18 protein-coding genes are annotated in these 16,090 nt (G+C 61.7%); 14 read left to right on the top strand and 4 right to left on the bottom strand.

The features are described from left to right. Nucleotides 1–35: 35 nt before the first annotated feature. The gene (cyaY, locus tag ACEW7X_RS15785; protein WP_068367603.1) at nt 36–368 is read right to left on the bottom strand and encodes an iron donor protein CyaY; all 333 of its coding nucleotides are present in this window, start codon (nt 366–368) and stop codon (nt 36–38) included. A 179-nt stretch (nt 369–547) separates the two neighbouring features. On the opposite strand from cyaY, the gene lysA reads away from it, so the two are divergent. Next, on the top strand, nt 548–1,861 hold the full coding sequence (gene lysA, locus ACEW7X_RS15790) for a diaminopimelate decarboxylase (RefSeq protein ID WP_068367605.1): 1,314 nt from the start codon (nt 548–550) through the stop codon (nt 1,859–1,861). Between the two features lie 272 nt (nt 1,862–2,133). Next, nucleotides 2,134–3,108 carry a DUF6607 family protein gene (locus ACEW7X_RS15795; RefSeq protein WP_207224885.1) on the top strand — a complete coding sequence of 325 codons (975 nt, stop codon included), beginning with the start codon at nt 2,134–2,136 and terminating at the stop codon, nt 3,106–3,108. 52 nt (nt 3,109–3,160) lie between these two features. Here ACEW7X_RS15795 and ACEW7X_RS15800 read toward each other — a convergent pair whose 3' ends face one another. Next, nucleotides 3,161–3,724, bottom strand: coding sequence for an Rrf2 family transcriptional regulator (locus ACEW7X_RS15800; protein WP_420177414.1), 564 nt, complete (start codon nt 3,722–3,724; stop codon nt 3,161–3,163). 279 nt (nt 3,725–4,003) lie between these two features. Here ACEW7X_RS15800 and ACEW7X_RS15805 point away from each other — a divergent pair, with 279 nt between their 5' ends. The 7 genes from ACEW7X_RS15805 (at nt 4,004) to ACEW7X_RS15835 (ending at nt 9,987) form a co-directional block, all read left to right on the top strand. Beyond that, nucleotides 4,004–4,429: a PAS domain-containing protein gene (locus ACEW7X_RS15805; RefSeq protein ID WP_068367609.1), complete on the top strand. Its 426-nt coding sequence runs from the start codon at nt 4,004–4,006 to the stop codon at nt 4,427–4,429. Between the two features lie 5 nt (nt 4,430–4,434). Further along, nucleotides 4,435–5,979 (top strand): flavodoxin domain-containing protein, encoded by a 1,545-nt coding sequence (locus ACEW7X_RS15810; RefSeq protein WP_420177415.1) that lies wholly within the window; start codon nt 4,435–4,437, stop codon nt 5,977–5,979. Nucleotides 5,980–6,135: 156 nt separating this feature from the next. Beyond that, nucleotides 6,136–7,203 (top strand): Rpn family recombination-promoting nuclease/putative transposase, encoded by a 1,068-nt coding sequence (locus tag ACEW7X_RS15815; protein WP_420177416.1) that lies wholly within the window; start codon nt 6,136–6,138, stop codon nt 7,201–7,203. A 59-nt stretch (nt 7,204–7,262) separates the two neighbouring features. Beyond that, a complete protein-coding gene (gene yihA, locus ACEW7X_RS15820) occupies nt 7,263–7,886 on the top strand; it encodes a ribosome biogenesis GTP-binding protein YihA/YsxC (RefSeq protein WP_068367617.1) in 624 nt (207 codons plus the stop codon). Between the two features lie 135 nt (nt 7,887–8,021). Next, nucleotides 8,022–9,038, top strand: a complete 1,017-nt coding sequence (gene hemB / locus ACEW7X_RS15825; protein WP_068367619.1) for a porphobilinogen synthase — start codon at nt 8,022–8,024, stop codon at nt 9,036–9,038. Between the two features lie 188 nt (nt 9,039–9,226). Next, nucleotides 9,227–9,802, top strand: coding sequence for a zeta toxin family protein (locus tag ACEW7X_RS15830; protein ID WP_193755141.1), 576 nt, complete (start codon nt 9,227–9,229; stop codon nt 9,800–9,802). After that, nucleotides 9,799–9,987, top strand: a complete 189-nt coding sequence (locus ACEW7X_RS15835) for a hypothetical protein (protein WP_127775344.1) — start codon at nt 9,799–9,801, stop codon at nt 9,985–9,987. Before ACEW7X_RS15830 ends, ACEW7X_RS15835 begins: the two co-directional genes overlap by 4 nt. Nucleotides 9,988–10,430: 443 nt before the next feature. Here ACEW7X_RS15835 and ACEW7X_RS15840 read toward each other — a convergent pair whose 3' ends face one another. After that, nucleotides 10,431–11,078 carry an integrase core domain-containing protein gene (locus tag ACEW7X_RS15840; protein WP_420177417.1) on the bottom strand — a complete coding sequence of 216 codons (648 nt, stop codon included), beginning with the start codon at nt 11,076–11,078 and terminating at the stop codon, nt 10,431–10,433. Further along, the gene (locus ACEW7X_RS15845; protein ID WP_068375548.1) at nt 11,075–11,389 is read right to left on the bottom strand and encodes a DUF1153 domain-containing protein; all 315 of its coding nucleotides are present in this window, start codon (nt 11,387–11,389) and stop codon (nt 11,075–11,077) included. Before ACEW7X_RS15845 ends, ACEW7X_RS15840 begins: the two co-directional genes overlap by 4 nt. 59 nt (nt 11,390–11,448) lie before the next feature. On the opposite strand from ACEW7X_RS15845, the gene ACEW7X_RS15850 reads away from it, so the two are divergent. The 5 genes from ACEW7X_RS15850 (at nt 11,449) to ACEW7X_RS15870 (ending at nt 16,051) form a co-directional block, all read left to right on the top strand. Then, a complete protein-coding gene (locus ACEW7X_RS15850) occupies nt 11,449–12,150 on the top strand; it encodes an ABC transporter substrate-binding protein (protein WP_420177419.1) in 702 nt (233 codons plus the stop codon). Next, the gene (locus ACEW7X_RS15855) at nt 12,147–12,647 is read left to right on the top strand and encodes a DUF3237 family protein (protein WP_420177420.1); all 501 of its coding nucleotides are present in this window, start codon (nt 12,147–12,149) and stop codon (nt 12,645–12,647) included. The genes ACEW7X_RS15850 and ACEW7X_RS15855 overlap by 4 nt, the downstream gene beginning before the upstream one ends. A 342-nt stretch (nt 12,648–12,989) precedes the next feature. Next, the gene (locus ACEW7X_RS15860) at nt 12,990–14,108 is read left to right on the top strand and encodes an aromatic ring-hydroxylating dioxygenase subunit alpha (protein WP_068375454.1); all 1,119 of its coding nucleotides are present in this window, start codon (nt 12,990–12,992) and stop codon (nt 14,106–14,108) included. A 126-nt stretch (nt 14,109–14,234) separates the two neighbouring features. Continuing rightward, complete coding sequence (locus tag ACEW7X_RS15865) at nt 14,235–15,014, top strand: GntR family transcriptional regulator (protein ID WP_127775350.1); 780 nt, start codon at nt 14,235–14,237, stop codon at nt 15,012–15,014. Nucleotides 15,015–15,040: 26 nt separating this feature from the next. Next, nucleotides 15,041–16,051 carry a PDR/VanB family oxidoreductase gene (locus tag ACEW7X_RS15870; RefSeq protein WP_068375448.1) on the top strand — a complete coding sequence of 337 codons (1,011 nt, stop codon included), beginning with the start codon at nt 15,041–15,043 and terminating at the stop codon, nt 16,049–16,051. Nucleotides 16,052–16,090: the final 39 nt, after the last annotated feature.

Here is a 16,090-nt window from a genome sequence, read left to right on the forward strand (position 1 = left end):
ATGGTGGCCCGTTTCAAATGCCCGGCCCTTGCTGCTCAGAGTTTGAGCGTCAAGGCTTCGCCGCTGGCATTCGAACAGATTTGCGACAGCGCGTCTTCCAGATTCGGACCGCCGCGCGTGTCCTGCCAGGTCTTGTCGTCCACCAGGCGATAATGGAAGCCGCCGCTACGGGCCGCCACCCATATTTCCCGCATGGCGGCCTGGCTGTTGATGACGACTTGCTCGCCATTTTCGAAAACCAGCGTCAGCACATTGCCGCTGAAACTGGCTTCGATATCGACATCGGCTGTGGAATTCCAGTCATCCACCTGCCGTTCTATGGTTTCCAGCACAGCATGGGCTCGCGCCAGGAATTCAGTTTCAGTCATAATCGTACCTTGCACGCATTAACGGAGTTTCCAGTGTTCACATTGGCCCGCTTACGCTCGGCCTGCCGCATTTTAGCCAGCATCGTCCTGATAGGGCAGTTGCTCGCGTGCGGTTACAAAGGCCCCCTGTCCCTGCCGACCTCGCAATCCCAGACTGCGACCACCTCTTCCACTGCAACATGAGCCAACCCACCAGCGTTCCCGCCTCCCTGCCCGAACCCGTCGGCGCCCCCTATTTCCACTATGAGCACGGCGAGCTCCATGCCGAAGGCGTACCCGTCGGCGACCTGGCGCGCCAGCATGGCTCGCCGCTATACGTGTACTCCCGCGCGGCCCTGCGTGCCGCCTGGCAGCGCTTCGAGGATGCCATCGACGGCCGCAATGCGCTGGTGTGCTATGGCATGAAGGCGAATTCGAACCTGGCTGTGCTGCGCGAATTCGCACGCCTGGGCGCGGGTTTCGATATTGTCTCTGGCGGAGAACTGGCGCGCGTGCAGGCTGCCGGCGGCGATCCCGGCAAGGTCGTGTTCTCCGGCGTCGGCAAGCAGACCTGGGAAATCGAAGCCGCCCTGCGCGCTGGCGTGCGCAGCTTCAATGTCGAATCAGTGGCCGAGTTGCGCCATCTGTCGGCTACTGCCACCCGGCTGGGCCTGACCGCACCGGTATCGCTGCGCGTGAACCCGGACGTCGACGCTCATACCCACCCCTATATCTCCACCGGGCTGAAGGAAAACAAATTCGGCATCGCCATCGAGGAAGCCGAGGAAGCCTATCGCCTGGCTGCCGCGCTGCCGGGCCTCGAGATTGTCGGCGTGGATTGCCATATCGGCTCCCAGCTGACGGAAATCTCGCCCTATCTGGATGCGCTGGACAAGCTGATCAACCTGATCGACGCCCTGGCTGCTGACGGCATCCGCCTGCACCACCTGGATATCGGCGGCGGCGTGGGCATCCGCTACCGCGACGAACAGCCGCTGTCGCTGCGCGACCTGCTCGATGAAGTCTTCCTGCGCCTGGCCGCACGCGGCCATGGCGGCCTGCAGCTGGTCATGGAACCGGGCCGTTCGCTGGTCGGCAATGCCGGCATTCTGGTCACTGAGGTGCTGTACCTGAAGCATGCCGAAGCCAAGAACTTCGCCATTGTCGATGCCGCCATGACCGACCTCATCCGACCGACACTGTATGACGCCTGGCACGGCGTGCTGCCGGTGCGTACGCCATCGGCGGGCTGTAGCGCCAAGCTGTACGACATCGTCGGCCCGGTTTGCGAAAGCGGCGACTGGCTGGCACGCGACCGTGAACTGGCGTTGCGCCAGGGCGACCTGCTTGCAGTGGAATCCGCCGGCGCCTATGCCTTCGTGATGAGCAGCCAGTACAACACCCGTCCCCGTGCCGCGGAGGTGCTGGTGGATGGCGCCCAGGCCTATCTGATCCGCGAGCGCGAGCAGGTGCCGCAACTGTTCGCCGGCGAAATCCTGCCGCCAGACGCCTGACTCCACGCGTGAGCCCGCCGGGCGCACACCCGGCCTTTCAGAAACCGGCAGCCTCTGCCGGTTTTTTCTTGTCCGGCTTCCCCTGGGGCGTATGAACTACCCCTGGCCGGACAGGATGCTATTGCCTACAGAATGATCCCGTTTATCATATGGCCCGAATAATGAGAACGCTTTTCATAGCGTGATCCTGATTCGTTCCATGACGCGACGTCTCGGCATTATCACCCGGCCGGCGCCCTATTCCTTCTGGCATCACCTGGACATCAAGAAGCATGCTACGTCTGGCCTCCCTGCTCGCTGCCGCGCTATCGCTCAGCGGCTGTCTTTCCACCTCCGGTATCAAAACCATCGACGACCCCGCCAAGTTGCAGGCCATCTCGGCCCAGCAAGGGCTGGAGCGCGACCGTCAGGCCATCCTGGCAATGCAGGGCGAATATGAAGTCACTTTCGCCTTCGACGAAACCGACCCCGCACCGGGCTATGAACCCAAGCCCCCCAAGCGCAGCGGCGCCTTCGAACTGGTACTGGTCGAAGAAGACAACGGCAAGGACATCATCCTGCAGCACCTGCTGGTACACCGCACCATGGGCTTCGTCATCAAGCACTGGCGCCAGGACTGGCACTACGAGGCCCCTACCCGTCTGGTGTTCACCGATGACCAGACCTGGCGCCGGGAAGCCATTCCTGCCGAATTGACGGCCGGCGCCTGGACGCAATGCGTGTATGAAGTCAGCGATGCGCCGCGCTATTGCGGCACCGGCAAATGGACCTACGACAGCGGCGAACCGCTGTGGACGTCCGACCCCGGCTGGCGGCCACTGCCGCGCCGCGAATACAGCACCCGCAGCGACTACAACGCCGTGGGTATGGTCAACCGCCACCGCATTACACGCAACGGCTGGCTGCACGAACAGGACAACCGCAAGGTCGTCCGCGAGCACGGCAAGGAAGTCGCCACGCTGGTGCAGGAACACGGCGTCAACACTTACAAGCGCATTGAAGGCTTCAATTTCAATAGTGGCTACCGCTATTGGAACGACAATAGCCGCGACTACTGGAAACGCATCCGTGCCGAATGGCAGCGCCGCGCCGACATGAACGACGGCATACGCCTGTTGTATCCGATTGACGGCATGGACATGATCTGGAAGATGTACTGGCAGTCCGAAGCGGCCCGCCAAGGCAATCGCGAAGTTGGCACGGACGAAATCGTGGAACTGTTCGAGCCCTGGGTGGCCGCACCCTGAGCCTTTGGCTCACTACCGCCGTCCGCGCCGCTCATGAAGGCTGGTGCGGCGTTTACGCCGTGTCGCCGGGTTGCTCCGCAGCGCCAACAACCGTACTGCCAGACGCATCGTCAACCACGGCCGGCGCGGACGTCTTCCCGGGACGTTGCGCCTGGATCTCGCGCATCACATCCTGCAGGGGAATCATGCCTTCCGCACGCTGCGCGGAAGCATGGCCCAGCATATCCGCCAGGCTACGGGCGTCCAATGTTGCCATGAAGGCTCGCAGGGCCTGATGCAACAGGCCCTGCAGGCTACAGGAATCAGTCAGCAGGCAAGCGCGCTCGGGCTCCTGCGGACCAAAGCAGGCAACCAGCGCCATGTCGTCTTCCATGGCCCGTACCACGTCGCCGATGATGATGTCAGACGGCTGGCGCAACAGGCGGATGCCCCCGCCCTTCCCGCGCAAGGTTTCGATGAAGCCCTTGCGGCCCAGTTCGTGCACGACCTTGACCAGATGGTTCTCGGAAATGCCATAGAACTCCGCTACCGACGCAATGGACGTCAGGCGGCCACGCTGCTGTCCCAAATACATCAGCGTGCGCAAGGCATAGTCCGTTTTCAGCGTCAATCTCATCGGTATTCCATCGCTTCCGGCAGGCCAGCCGTGGCACAGCCGGAAATCCCAAGGGTACTCAAATCACCCGCCAGGCGCCAGCGCCGCACCGCGGCTGTGGCCGCCTCGCATCAAAAGATGTATTTTTCTTGCATCTTAAAATGCATCGGCTATAAGATATATAGAAAATGCATCTTATGATGCAGCGTGCCCGAAAGATATTTTCACCGGCCGCGGCGGTGCGGGTTTGAACCCCGTCCTGGCGTGGCAGCCGTCACCCACCCCAAGCAAGGAACTACCATGAGCCAAACCCTCGATTCTTCCAAACTGCTGGCCGCCCTGGAAAACGTAGCCGTCATTTCCACCACTGACCTGCAAGGCAACATTACCTACGCCAATGACCTGTTCTGCAAGCTGACGGGCTATGCCCGCGAGGAACTGATCGGCCAGCCGCACAGCCTGGTGCGCCATCCTGCCGTCCCCAAGGCCGTCTACAAGGACATGTGGGACACCATCAAGGCCGGCAAGATCTGGACCGGCATCATCCCCAACGTCGGCAAGGGCGGCGGCGTCTATGTTGTGGACACCACCGTACAACCCCTGTATGACGAACAAGGCAATATCAATTCCTACATCAGCATCCGCCGCGTCATCAACGACCTGATGCAGGATTTCGAGTCGGTAGAATTCTCCAAGGAACAATTCGACGAGTACTACGACAAGTAAGCATCATGCCCGCCATCATCGAACATCTGCTGATCGGCTACGGCTCGGAATCCGGCAATGCCCGTACCCTGGCCCGGCGCCTGGGCGATCTGCCCGCGCTGCAGGCCTATGCGCCTGAGGTTCGGGCGCTCAACGACATCGAGCCCACCCGTCTCCCTGCCAGCACCCTGCTGGCAGTCATTTCCAGCTCTTTCGGTGATGGCGACCCGCCAGGCAACGCCGAAACCTTCCTGGCCCAGGTACAGCAGGCCGAGCGTCTGGATGGCCTGAACTACGTGATTTTCGGACTGGGCGACACCGCCTACCCGAATTTCTGCGGCTTCACCAAAACGCTGGATCAGGCACTGAGCGAACGTGGCGCGCACGCCAGCATTCCGCGCGTGGATGCCGACGCCTGCTACGAAGACTTCTTCGAACGCTGGACACCGGTGCTGCAGCAAGTGCTGGCAGGCAACGCGCAGGCCGGCCAGGCACTGCGGCTGCAAGTGACTGCCTACGGCGCAAACACCGCATTTCCCGCCAGTATCATCGAACGCCGCCAGCTCAACCAAAGCCTGCCCGGCGCCTGGCATATCCGCCTGGACATCACCGGCAGCGGCATGGTTTACCGCGCGGGCGACAATCTCTATGTCATGCCGGAGAATGACCCGGCACTGTTGCAAGGCCTGGCGGATTGGTATGGAACACCCGAGGCGGCAGAGGCACTGGCAGGCAAGGAATTGCGGCAGCTCGGCAAAGGCCTGTTGCGCGAACTGGCCCGGCTGTCGGGCAATGAACAGTTGAAGGACCTGCTGAAAATCAGCCAGCGCAAGGAACTCGAAAGCTATCTCTGGGGCGCCGACCTGCTCGATCTGCTGCAGGATTTCTGCACCCCGCAGACCGTGCCGCTGGCAGCCCTGCTGAACTGCGCCCTGCCGGCCTGCCTGCCGCGCGCCTATTCCATTGCTTCCGCGGGTGGCGATCATGTCGATCTTTGCATCCGGGAAGTCATCCATGAGCGCAATGGCAGGACACACCGTGGCTGCGCCACCAACTGGCTGCTGCGCAGCGACGATCCGATACGTGTCTTCTGCCGCGCCAACCCTGGCTTCTACCTGCCGCGCGATACCAGCATTCCACTGATTCTGGTTGGCACCGGCACCGGCATCGCGCCCCTGATGGGCCTGCTGCGTGACATACGTACCAGTGGCAAGCGGCGCGACACTTGCCTGATCTTCGGCGAAAAATGCAGCGACAAGGATTTCCTGTATCGCCAGGAACTGCGCGCCATGCTCGATGATGGCACGCTGTCCGACCTGTATACCGCCTTTTCACGCGATGGCGGCGCCAAATACTATGTCCAGCATGCCATGGCCGACCAGAGCGGCTACCTGCGCAACATGCTGGCCCAGGGCGCACATCTGTACCTGTGCGGCAACAAGCGGCACCTGGAGCAGGCCGTCGCCGGTGCGGTGGACAGCATCATGGAAGGACTGCCCGGCCTGGGCGAAAACGAAACCGGCTGGCAACTGCTGGGACGCACGGGCAGACTGCACCGGGAACTGTACTAGCGCTGCCGGCTATCCGGCGGCACAAACTAGCGACGGCAGCCAGGCAAAACCAGCCTGGCAAGGCGCAGAACCCGCCCTGGACGAACCCTTTCACAACGGCAACGCCAGCCGCGCCGCCCCGGCTATGGTGGGCATCCCTGTTCACGGGACACCCACATGGCCCTCTCCGACCACGGCTACAAACTACTGTTCAGCCAACCCTGCATCGTCAGCAGCCTGCTGCGCGATATCGTCCCGGCGCTGGATGGGTGCTGGACTGATATCCTGGCCCTGGAACACATGACACCGGTGCGCAGCGAACTCATCAGCAACACCCTGCAGCGCCGCCATGGTGACATGATCTGGCGTATTCCGCGCAAAGACCGGCATGAGCTGTTCCTGGTACTCATGCTCGAATTCCAGTCGCGCACCGACCACGCCATGGCCTTGCGGCTGACGACCTACCGCAGCCTGTTGTATGAAGACCTGCTGGCCAGAACCCCCCTCAAGGCCCGGCAAACCCTGCCCGCCGTAGTGCCGCTGGTCATACACACTGGTGTGCGTCCCTGGCATGCGCGCCGCGACCTGGCCGAGCTCATCGACCCGGTGCCGCCACCCCTGACCCCCTATCAGCCGCGCCAGCGCTACCTGTTGATAGACGCCCGTACCCAAGCGCATAATCAATTACTACCCACTGATAGCCTGGCCCGCCTGATCTTCCGGCTGGAGCACAACCATGGCTTGCATGACACCACCCGCATCATCGACCGGCTAGGTCGATTGATGCAGGCCCCCCAGTACCAGGAAGCCCGCCGCGCCATCCTGGCCTGGCTACAGCACGTGCTACTGCCCCGCAACCTGCCGGATCAAGCGATACCCCCATTCGAGGATCTGATGGAATTGAACACCCTGCTGCGTACCAAACGCTATACCTGGAAAGAATACGAGGAACTGAAAGCCCACCGGCTGGGCATACGGCGAGGCCGGCGAGAAGGTCGGCTGGAAGGGCGAACATTGGGCCGAAACGAAGGAAGGATTGAGGGCCGAGCCGAAGGCAGGATTGAGGGCCGCACCGAAGGCCTGACCGAAGGAAGCGTCGCCATCCTGCAACGGCTTCTTCAACGAAAATTCGGAACCTTGCCGCCGGACGTGGTGGCAAAGCTGGGCCAAGCACCGATCCCATTGCTGTGCCGATGGTCCGAACGCTTGCTGGATGCCCAAACCCTGGAGGAAGTCTTCGACTGATCCGGCGGCAGGCGCTGGCCAGACTACAATACGCACTATCCCTTTTTCCAGGCTTTCCCGTGTCCTTATTGCATCGTGCCGCCTTTACGGTTTCCGCCGCCCGGCTGGACCAGCTCCCGCCGCCCGGCCCACCCGAGGTCTGTTTCGTGGGCCGCTCGAACTCCGGCAAATCGTCTTCCATCAATGTGCTGACCAATCAGCGCCGCCTGGCCTTTTCCAGTAAAACGCCCGGCCGCACGCGGCTCATCAATCTGTTCGGCATCCCCGACCCGCTGGAACCCGGCGCCCAGCTGGGTTATCTGGTTGACCTGCCGGGTTATGGCTATGCCGCCGTTGACAAGAAATCCCGCGAGGAGTGGGCCGATGTCCTGGGCGGCTACCTGCACACCCGCACATCGCTGGCGGGCGTCGTGATGCTGATCGACATCCGCCGCGGCGTCACCGAACTGGACCGGCGTCTGGTGAACTGGATCGCCCCGACTGGCCGGCCGGTACTGGCACTGCTCACCAAGGCTGACAAACTGCCCTATGGCCAGCGCATCAAGGCCGTCTATGCCGCGCGCAAGGATCTGGCCGACATCGGCGCCCTGCACACGGTGCCGTTTTCCGCCCCCGAACGCATCGGCCTGGAAGAAGCGACGCTGCTGATCCAGAACTGGATTTCCCCGACCTTCGTGCCCTGAACACGGCTATTTACCCGCCGGTGCGATCATCGTTTCCGCGCACCGGCTGCCTCACACCGCACAGGCTGCCGCCGCCGTGCTTCTCCGGTGCCCCAGCCTGCAACCATGAACCCATGGTCTCACCTGGAGCCCGCCATGACGCACACCCCCTCCTACACCGCCGACTTTCCCCTGTCCCGCCCGCGCCGCCTGCGCCGCGATGACTTCTCCCGCCGCCTGGTCCGTGAACACAGCCTGAGTGTCGATGACCTGATCTATCCCGTCTTCGTGGCCGACGGCACTGGCCCGGACGAACCCGTGCCCTCCATGCCCGGCGTCGTCCGCCATACGCTCGACAGCCTGCTGCGCACGGCCGAAGAATGCGTCAAACTCGGCATTCCCGTCCTGTCGCTCTTTCCCGTCATCGACCCGGCGCTGAAAACCCCTGACGGCGTGGAAGCTGCCAACCCTGACGGCCTGGTGCCGCGTGTCGTCCGTGCGCTCAAACAACGCTTCCCGGAGCTGGGCATCCTGACCGACGTTGCCCTGGACCCTTACACCAGCCACGGCCAGGACGGCCTGATCGACGAACAGGGCCACATCCTCAATGACCCCACCGTCGAAATGCTCACGCGCCAGGCCCTCACCCAAGCCCACGCTGGCGTGGACATCGTCGCGCCCAGCGACATGATGGACGGCCGCATTGGCAACATCCGCCAGGCGCTGGAAGACACTGGCCACATCAACACCCGCATCATGGCCTACTCGGCCAAATTCGCCAGCGCCTTCTACGGCCCCTTCCGTGACGCCGTCGGCTCGGCCGGCAACCTCGGCAAATCCGACAAAAAAACCTATCAAATGGACCCCGGCAACATCGACGAAGCCCTGCGCGAAGTCGCCGCCGACCTGCGCGAAGGCGCGGACATGGTCATGGTCAAGCCCGGCATGCCTTACCTGGACGTCTTGCGCCGCGTCAAGGACGCCTTCCGCGTCCCCACCTTCGCCTATCAGGTCAGCGGTGAATACGCCATGATCAAAGCCGCCGCCCAGAACGGCTGGTTAGACCACGACAAAGTCGTCATGGAATCCCTGCTCGGCTTCAAACGCGCCGGGGCCGATGGCGTGCTGACGTACTTCGCGCTGGATGCCGCGCGCTTGCTGCAACGCGCATAGATAGATACGGTACCCATCAGGCCCTCGGGCAGCCATCGTGCCGCCTGGGGCCTGTGGCGCTATCCGTGAATGCAGGAACAGCCTAATATCGGCACGCTGAGGCAGTGCTTATCAGGCAGGCCCGCGGCACACGCCACAGCAACAATATGCTTGCCGCGCGCAGGCTGCGCGCCGCATGGCGCGCGTCCATGCAGATCCTGCAAAAACAGCAGGGCGCGCATTCGTATCAAGAGGACTGCGTGAACAACGGGAAAAAGATCATCATCATCGCTGGCCCAAATGGGGCAGGTAAAACGACCTTCGCCCGTTCTTTCCTGCCTGCCGAAGCCGGGGTGTTGCGCTTCATCAACGCGGATCTTATCGCTGCGGGGCTCTCACCCTTTGAACCAGAAGCCGCTGCCATCAAGGCAGGCCGTCTCATGCTCGAAGAAGTGAAGCAATCCGTCGCCGATGGCGCCAGCTTCGCGCTGGAAACGACACTATCGGGCCATGGTTATCTGCGCCACATCCGACGCTGGCAAACGCTGGGCTACCGCGTCAGCCTGTATTTTCTCAGTCTGTCCGATGCCGACACAGCAGTCGCCCGTGTGGCAGAAAGAGTCAGGCAAGGCGGCCACCATATTCCTGAACCCGTCATTCGCAGACGCTTTATTGCTGGCATGAAAAACTTTATCCAGCACTATCGCCAGCAAGTCGATGACTGGGCGCTGTATGATAATTCCGGTAGCCATCCTATATTATTGGAATGGGGAGAAAATTCATGAGCCACGCAGACATCTCGACCGCCAAGAACCCGGACTTGCGGGCATCCATGGCTGCCTTGCAACGTGCGGCCGAAGCCGCCAGGCAACTCGCCATACAAACCAATACCGCCATTGTTCTGGTGGAACACGGCAAACTGGTCAAAGTCTCTGCCGAGCAGTTGCGCCGGCAAACGCGCCAGCGCTGAAACCGCCTTCCGCCGTCAAGACCCCACACTGACCCATCAAATAAACCGGCCAGGCCTGCCCGCCTTCCCGCATGGCCTTGCGCGTGCCCAGGCACGTGTCCCGCCAATCTCCTGGCTGCTCTGGCACGCCGCTGCCCGATTCAGCCTCATTCCGCACTAGCATGACGTGATGCGGCACAAGCGTGCCCAAGGCACACTTGCGCCCCGCCCGCCCCTCCCCGGATAGAAAGACCATCCGTGCGCCATGGCAGGCCTATGACGCGGTCAAACATCGTTTCCGTCCCCCCCCCTGGCCCCATCCGCGTCCTGCAAACCGCGCCATTATCTTAATGCGTTTCATTATCGTAACCATTTTTAGCTAATATAGGTATCTCGCCCTGAGAACCTTCGCCTGAACCGGCCCCGAACTCACCAGTGTAATGACCCAGCAGAACCTGCTCAACTTATGCGGCTAAAGCGTAGGCTTGAGCCGGGGTTTTCATCTTCAGCGCCTGGTGGGGCCGTTGATGGTTATAAAAGCGTATCCAGTCACCAATCACGCGGCTGGCATGCTGCAGGGTTTCGAAGCGGTGGCGATGTGCACATTGCTCTTTCAGTGTGCGAATCACGCGTTCGACCATGCCATTTTGCTGTGGGCAGTGTGGCGTGATGAACTCCTGGCGCAGGCCATAGCTGCGCACCAACGCGGTGTAGTCACGAGACGTAAAAACGAGCCCGTTATCTGACCGAAGCAGGAACGGCACCGGCACTCGTCCCAGCGTACCGAACCGGGCGATCAAGGCGTGTTCCAGGGCACTGCCCGCCGTGCAGGCCTTGCCGCTGCGCGACAGATGCCAGCCCTTGATCTGGAAGATGCGCTGGACGGTGTTCTTGTTGAATCCCAGCAGCCAGGCCACCGTCCGGTACCCAAACGACGGCGACTCCTCGATCATCACTTTGATCGGTTCGACATACTTTGAATCGACCTTCGGCGCCGACTTCACCGGTCGGTCATACACCGTTCGACGCGGCACACCAAACCAGCGGCAGAGCTTCGACACCGACACCTCGAAACCCTCAGCAGCCAGGCCCTGCTGCACGCGAAGGATCATTTCCCTTCCTCGTCCAGCAGGGCTTGAAGCTTTTTTCGGGCACGCAGCTCCAGCATCGCTTCGCCGTACGCTTCCTGCAGATCCTTTAGCTGGCGCTCGTACTGTTCCTTGATATCCAAAGGATTGGCACGCAAGGCATTCTCCATGCCCCGTTTGGCATCATCGACCCATTGCTCGACTTCCGACGGCGACAGATCGTACTGTCGGCTCGCTTCTGAAACCGTCGTTTTGCCCTGGATGATGTCCAATACCAACGCGCTTTTACGCTTGGCCGTACAGCGTTTGATGTCTTCTTCCATCGTCTTGCTCATGTCTTCTTTCCTCGATTATGACCTGAGCAGGTTTTCACTGGGTCATTACATTGGCGCATATGCAAGCAAACCAGCAGACCCGCCTGGGCGCCGCCGCGATTACCACCAGCTATGGTGATGGCTTTATGAAAGCCCTGACGGAGGCCGCGCCACACTATGGCGTTCAGCTGACCGGCGTGGAACGCTACAACCAGACAGATCCCAGCTTTACGGCCCAGGCCTTGAAACTCATAGCAGGCAAGCCAGACGCGATTTACATCTTCAGTGCGGGCACGCCTGGCGCCCTCCCTCAGCTGGAACTGGCGGCACGCAACTACCGCGGCCAGATTTACCAAACCCAGGGGGTCGCCAATGCTGACTTTCTGCGGGTTGGAGGCAAGATCCTGGAAGGAACGCTGTTAACAGCCGGGCCGGTTCTGGTTGCAGAGCAACTGCCAGACACCCATTCCAGCAAAGCCACAGCAGTCGATTACGTCAACCGCTATGAAGCCGCCCATGGCCCTGGGTCACGCTCTTTATTCGGCGCCAGCGCCTGGACCGCCATGCTGTGGCTGGATCACGCCGTGCCCCAGGCCTTGGCGCACGCGCAACCCGGTACACCCGCATTCCGTTCCGCCCTTCGTGACGCGCTCGAAACCATGCAAGGTGTCACCACGCCGGAAGGCAGCTACAGCATGTCGGCTGATGACCACAATGGCGCCGGTGATGACACACAGGTTCTGGTCCGCATCGGACACAATGCCTGGAGGCTGGCGGAATGACAACAACATTGCATCTGCCGTCGCCTGGCCTGATTCCCGCCATGACGCTTTCTGTCGATGTCGGTGAAGCGCAGGACGTCGGCTGGGTGAACTCCGCTCATGGCAGCGGGCGCAGACGTGTCGTGCCTATCCTGGGCGGCCATGCCCGTTGCGTCCACCCGAGCGGCCAGTGGCAGGCGCGGATTTTGCCTGCTGGCGCCGACTTTCAGTTGCTGACGCAAGACGGCGTTGCCTGCCTGAATGCCCGCTATTTGCTGGAAACCGATGCGGGCGACCTGATTTATGTTGACAGCACCGCCATTCGCCACGGCCCGCCAGATGTCATCGCCCGTTTGTTGGCGGGCGATGCCGTTGACCCCGCGCAGGTTTATTTTCGCTGCCAGCCACGCTTTGAAACGCAGCAAAACAGCCTGCGCTGGCTCAATGAGAGCCTGTTTCTAGGCAGCGGCACCCGCCAGCCAACAGACGTCTATCTAGAAATCTACGCCGTCACATGAAGGCAGCAATGCCTTCTTAACACCGCTCGCACCGTCCCGCAGACGGCACAGCCTGTTCTGGGCCTGACTCACCGCCCAAATAATGTATACATAACCTCCTAAAAACTCAGACAACAGGGCAAGCATTGATCCTCACCAGTTGATTTCAACTTATTGGAAATCTGCATTGCATCTCATCAAAAACGCCTTATACCCAGGAAAAAAATACTCAAAAACATCAAGATAAAGGTTTTCCCTAGCTCTCGCTTACCCTCGAATTCACACTCACCCCATTGTCATTCCCGACCCAGGATGAATACATTATGTATACAACACATCCAATACCCTTCCGGGAGACAAAACATGAGCGAACGCAAGCCGGCCTTTCCCCTTAATGCCTGGTATGCCGCCGCCTATGACGTGGAGATCACGCACGCGCTGCTGGCCCGCACCATCTGCAAGCAGGATATGGTGTTCTACCGCCGCACCGATGGCGTGGTCGCCGCGCTGGAAGATGCCTGTTGGCACCGGCTGCTGCCCTTGTCCATGGGGCGCCTGGAAGGCGATGAGCTGGTCTGCGGCTATCACGGCCTGGTGTTTAATTCGGCGGGCCGCTGCACCCATATGCCCAGCCAGGAAACACTGAACCCTTCGGCCTGTGTGCGCACTTTCCCAGTGGTGGAGCGCCACCGTTTTGTTTGGGTATGGCCCGGTGATCCGGCCAAGGCCGACCCTGCGCTGATTCCCGACCTGCATTGGAACCACCACCCTGAATGGGCTGGCGACGGCAAGCGCATTTCGGTGAAGTGCGATTACCGCCTGGTGATCGACAACCTGATGGATCTGACGCACGAAACCTTTGTGCATGGCTCCAGCATCGGCAACCGCGCCGTCGCGGAAGCGCCCTTTGTCGCCACCCACGGCGACCGCACAGCGACGGTGACGCGCTGGATGGAAAACATCGAAGCGCCGCCGTTCTGGGCCGGGCAAATCAAGCAGGCGCGCGGCTACACCGGCCCGGTGGACCGCTGGCAGATCATCCGCTTCGAAGCGCCCTGTACGGTCACCATTGATGTGGGCGTTGCCGAGACTGGCACCGGCGCCATTCCGCCTGGCGGCAATGCCGGCGACCCGAATGCCGGTGACCGCAGCTGCGGCGTCAATGGCTTCGTGCTCAATACCATTACGCCGGAAACGGATGGCACCTGCCATTACTTCTGGGCCATCACGCGCAATTACCTGACGGACGAACAGCGCCTGACACACCAGATGCGCGAAGGGGTTTCTTCGATTTTCCGTGAGGATGAAGTGGTGCTCGAAGCCCAGCAGCGCGCCATCGACGCCCGCCCCGGCCACAAGTTCTACAACCTGAATATCGACGCCGGTTCCATGTGGGCGCGGCGCCTGATCGACGGTTTGGTCGAGCAGGAAGCCACGGGCAGCAAACGCGCCAGCGTGGTCCCCATCCGCCAGGTGGCGTGAACACCACATGCGCACGGGTATCGTGAGGCAGGACGCGCAGGCAAAATAGCTGCGCCATCCCATGGAATTGCCACGTCCAGGCGGTTACCCTGCTGACCGGCTTACCTTACACCGCAGGAATGAAACATGCCCACCGCTCTCCGCAACCCTGGCGACGACACTGCCGCCAGCACTTCGCAAACCGTCAAGGCGCAGCGCCAGATCCGGGAACTGATCCTGGCCGGCACCCTGCCCGGCGGCAGTCGTATCGCCGAACTGACCATTGTGGAAAAGCTTGGCATTTCCCGCACGCCCATCCGCGCCGCGCTGATGCGCCTGGAACAAGAAGGCCTGCTGGAAACGCTGCCCAGCGGCGGCTACGCGGTCAAGATTTTCTCTGAACGCGATGTGACCGATGCCATCGAACTGCGCGGCATGCTCGAAGGCCTGCTGGCACGCCTGGCGGCCGAGCGCGGCGTATCCGGCACCTTGCTGCAGGAAGCGCGCCGCTGCCTGGTGCATATCGACGAATGGCTGCGTGCGCCTACGCTGAGTGACGATACCTTCTCTCAGTACGTGGTCATGAACGAACGCTTCCACGCCCTGCTGCATGAAATGGCCGACAGCCCAACCATCGTGCGGCAACTGGAGCGAGTCATCAGCCTGCCGTTTGCCTCGCCGTCCGGATTTGTCATCGCCGAGGCCGAATCGCCCAATGCCCGCGACCTGCTGGCTGTCGCCCAGTACCAGCACTGGCGGGTACTGGACGCCATCGAGGCACGCGAAGGCGCTCGCGCAGAAATCATCATGCGTGAACACTCCCGCATCGCCCAGCACAATTTCCAGCGCGTGCTGCACAACCCCGACGCCGTGCCGGCGCTGTCTCCACAAACCATAGGCGTACCCCTGATACGCCGCAAGACCTGATTTTCCGTCCTGGCAGGAAGCCCACCATGAAAACCCATGACAGCACGCCCATCCCCGCCGTCGTCGCCGGCATTGCAGACCTGACGCCCACGATCCGCGAATTCCTGATCCAGCCTCAGGACGGCGCCGTCATCGAGCATGAACCGGGCGCTCACCTGCCCGTGCAGGCCATGGTGCCCAATGCCGATGGCCTGCTGCAACCGCAACTGCGACACTATTCGCTGGTCGGCGAACCCGACGCCGCTGGCTACCGCATCGCCGTCAAGCGGCAGGATGACGGCCGTGGCGGTTCGCTGTCCATGTGGCGCCTGGAAACAGGCGACAGGCTGTCCGTTTTCTCTCCTGCCAATCACTTCCCACTGGATCTCAATGCCGGCAGTTACCTGCTGGCCGCAGGCGGCATAGGCATTACACCGCTGGTCTTCATGGCGCAACGGCTGCAAGCGCGCGGCGCCAGCCTGCAGATGATTTACAGCGCCCGCTCGGCCCAGGAGCTGGCCTATGCCCAGCTCTTGCGCGGGCAGCTGGGTGATGCGCTGCAACTGCATGACGGCAGCAGTGCGGCCTTACCTGACTACGCCGCCGCCATTCGCCAACTGCCCGCCGATGGCCTGATGTACACCTGTGGCCCCGCCCCCATGCTGGAAGCGCTCAAACGCTGCTGGGCGGAAAGCGGCCGCCCGCTGGCGAATCTGCGTTTCGAAACCTTCGGCAGCAGCGGCAGCCACCCGGCCCAGGCATTCACCGTGCGGATCCCGCGCCACGATATGGAAGTGACCGTCCCGGTGGGCGCCAGTCTGCTGGACACACTGGAAGCCGCAGGCGTTGCCACGATTTCCGACTGCCGCCGGGGCGAATGCGGCCTGTGCGCCATGGATGTCCTGGGGGTGGAGGGTGTCATCGACCACCGCGACGTCTTCCTGTCTGAAGAAGAAAAGCATAGCAACGCCCGCCTGTGCGCCTGTGTTTCACGCGTGGTGGGTAGTATCTCGCTGGATACGGCCTATCGGGTCGACACTTTGCCGATGCCAGCCTAGCTCATACCTAATATGAAATATATTCATAATTATTGGATA

This window comes from Kerstersia gyiorum (assembly GCF_048595715.1).
Lineage (GTDB): Bacteria > Pseudomonadota > Gammaproteobacteria > Burkholderiales > Burkholderiaceae_B > Kerstersia > Kerstersia gyiorum.

What these genes read in the sequence shown, in the direction of transcription:
- ACEW7X_RS15850 (WP_420177419.1), top strand. Translation starts at nt 11,449, where the DNA reads ATGCAAGCAAACCAGCAGACCCGCCTGGGCGCCGCCGCGATTACCACC.
- ACEW7X_RS15810 (WP_420177415.1), top strand. Translation starts at nt 4,435, where the DNA reads ATGCCCGCCATCATCGAACATCTGCTGATCGGCTACGGCTCGGAATCC.
- ACEW7X_RS15800 (WP_420177414.1), bottom strand. Translation starts at nt 3,724, where the DNA reads ATGAGATTGACGCTGAAAACGGACTATGCCTTGCGCACGCTGATGTAT.
- hemB (WP_068367619.1), top strand. Translation starts at nt 8,022, where the DNA reads ATGACGCACACCCCCTCCTACACCGCCGACTTTCCCCTGTCCCGCCCG.
- ACEW7X_RS15795 (WP_207224885.1), top strand. Translation starts at nt 2,134, where the DNA reads ATGCTACGTCTGGCCTCCCTGCTCGCTGCCGCGCTATCGCTCAGCGGC.
- ACEW7X_RS15860 (WP_068375454.1), top strand. Translation starts at nt 12,990, where the DNA reads ATGAGCGAACGCAAGCCGGCCTTTCCCCTTAATGCCTGGTATGCCGCC.
- ACEW7X_RS15835 (WP_127775344.1), top strand. Translation starts at nt 9,799, where the DNA reads ATGAGCCACGCAGACATCTCGACCGCCAAGAACCCGGACTTGCGGGCA.
- ACEW7X_RS15865 (WP_127775350.1), top strand. Translation starts at nt 14,235, where the DNA reads ATGCCCACCGCTCTCCGCAACCCTGGCGACGACACTGCCGCCAGCACT.
- cyaY (WP_068367603.1), bottom strand. Translation starts at nt 368, where the DNA reads ATGACTGAAACTGAATTCCTGGCGCGAGCCCATGCTGTGCTGGAAACC.
- ACEW7X_RS15830 (WP_193755141.1), top strand. Translation starts at nt 9,227, where the DNA reads ATGCAGATCCTGCAAAAACAGCAGGGCGCGCATTCGTATCAAGAGGAC.
- ACEW7X_RS15805 (WP_068367609.1), top strand. Translation starts at nt 4,004, where the DNA reads ATGAGCCAAACCCTCGATTCTTCCAAACTGCTGGCCGCCCTGGAAAAC.
- ACEW7X_RS15815 (WP_420177416.1), top strand. Translation starts at nt 6,136, where the DNA reads ATGGCCCTCTCCGACCACGGCTACAAACTACTGTTCAGCCAACCCTGC.
- ACEW7X_RS15870 (WP_068375448.1), top strand. Translation starts at nt 15,041, where the DNA reads ATGAAAACCCATGACAGCACGCCCATCCCCGCCGTCGTCGCCGGCATT.
- ACEW7X_RS15855 (WP_420177420.1), top strand. Translation starts at nt 12,147, where the DNA reads ATGACAACAACATTGCATCTGCCGTCGCCTGGCCTGATTCCCGCCATG.
- ACEW7X_RS15840 (WP_420177417.1), bottom strand. Translation starts at nt 11,078, where the DNA reads ATGATCCTTCGCGTGCAGCAGGGCCTGGCTGCTGAGGGTTTCGAGGTG.
- ACEW7X_RS15845 (WP_068375548.1), bottom strand. Translation starts at nt 11,389, where the DNA reads ATGAGCAAGACGATGGAAGAAGACATCAAACGCTGTACGGCCAAGCGT.
- lysA (WP_068367605.1), top strand. Translation starts at nt 548, where the DNA reads ATGAGCCAACCCACCAGCGTTCCCGCCTCCCTGCCCGAACCCGTCGGC.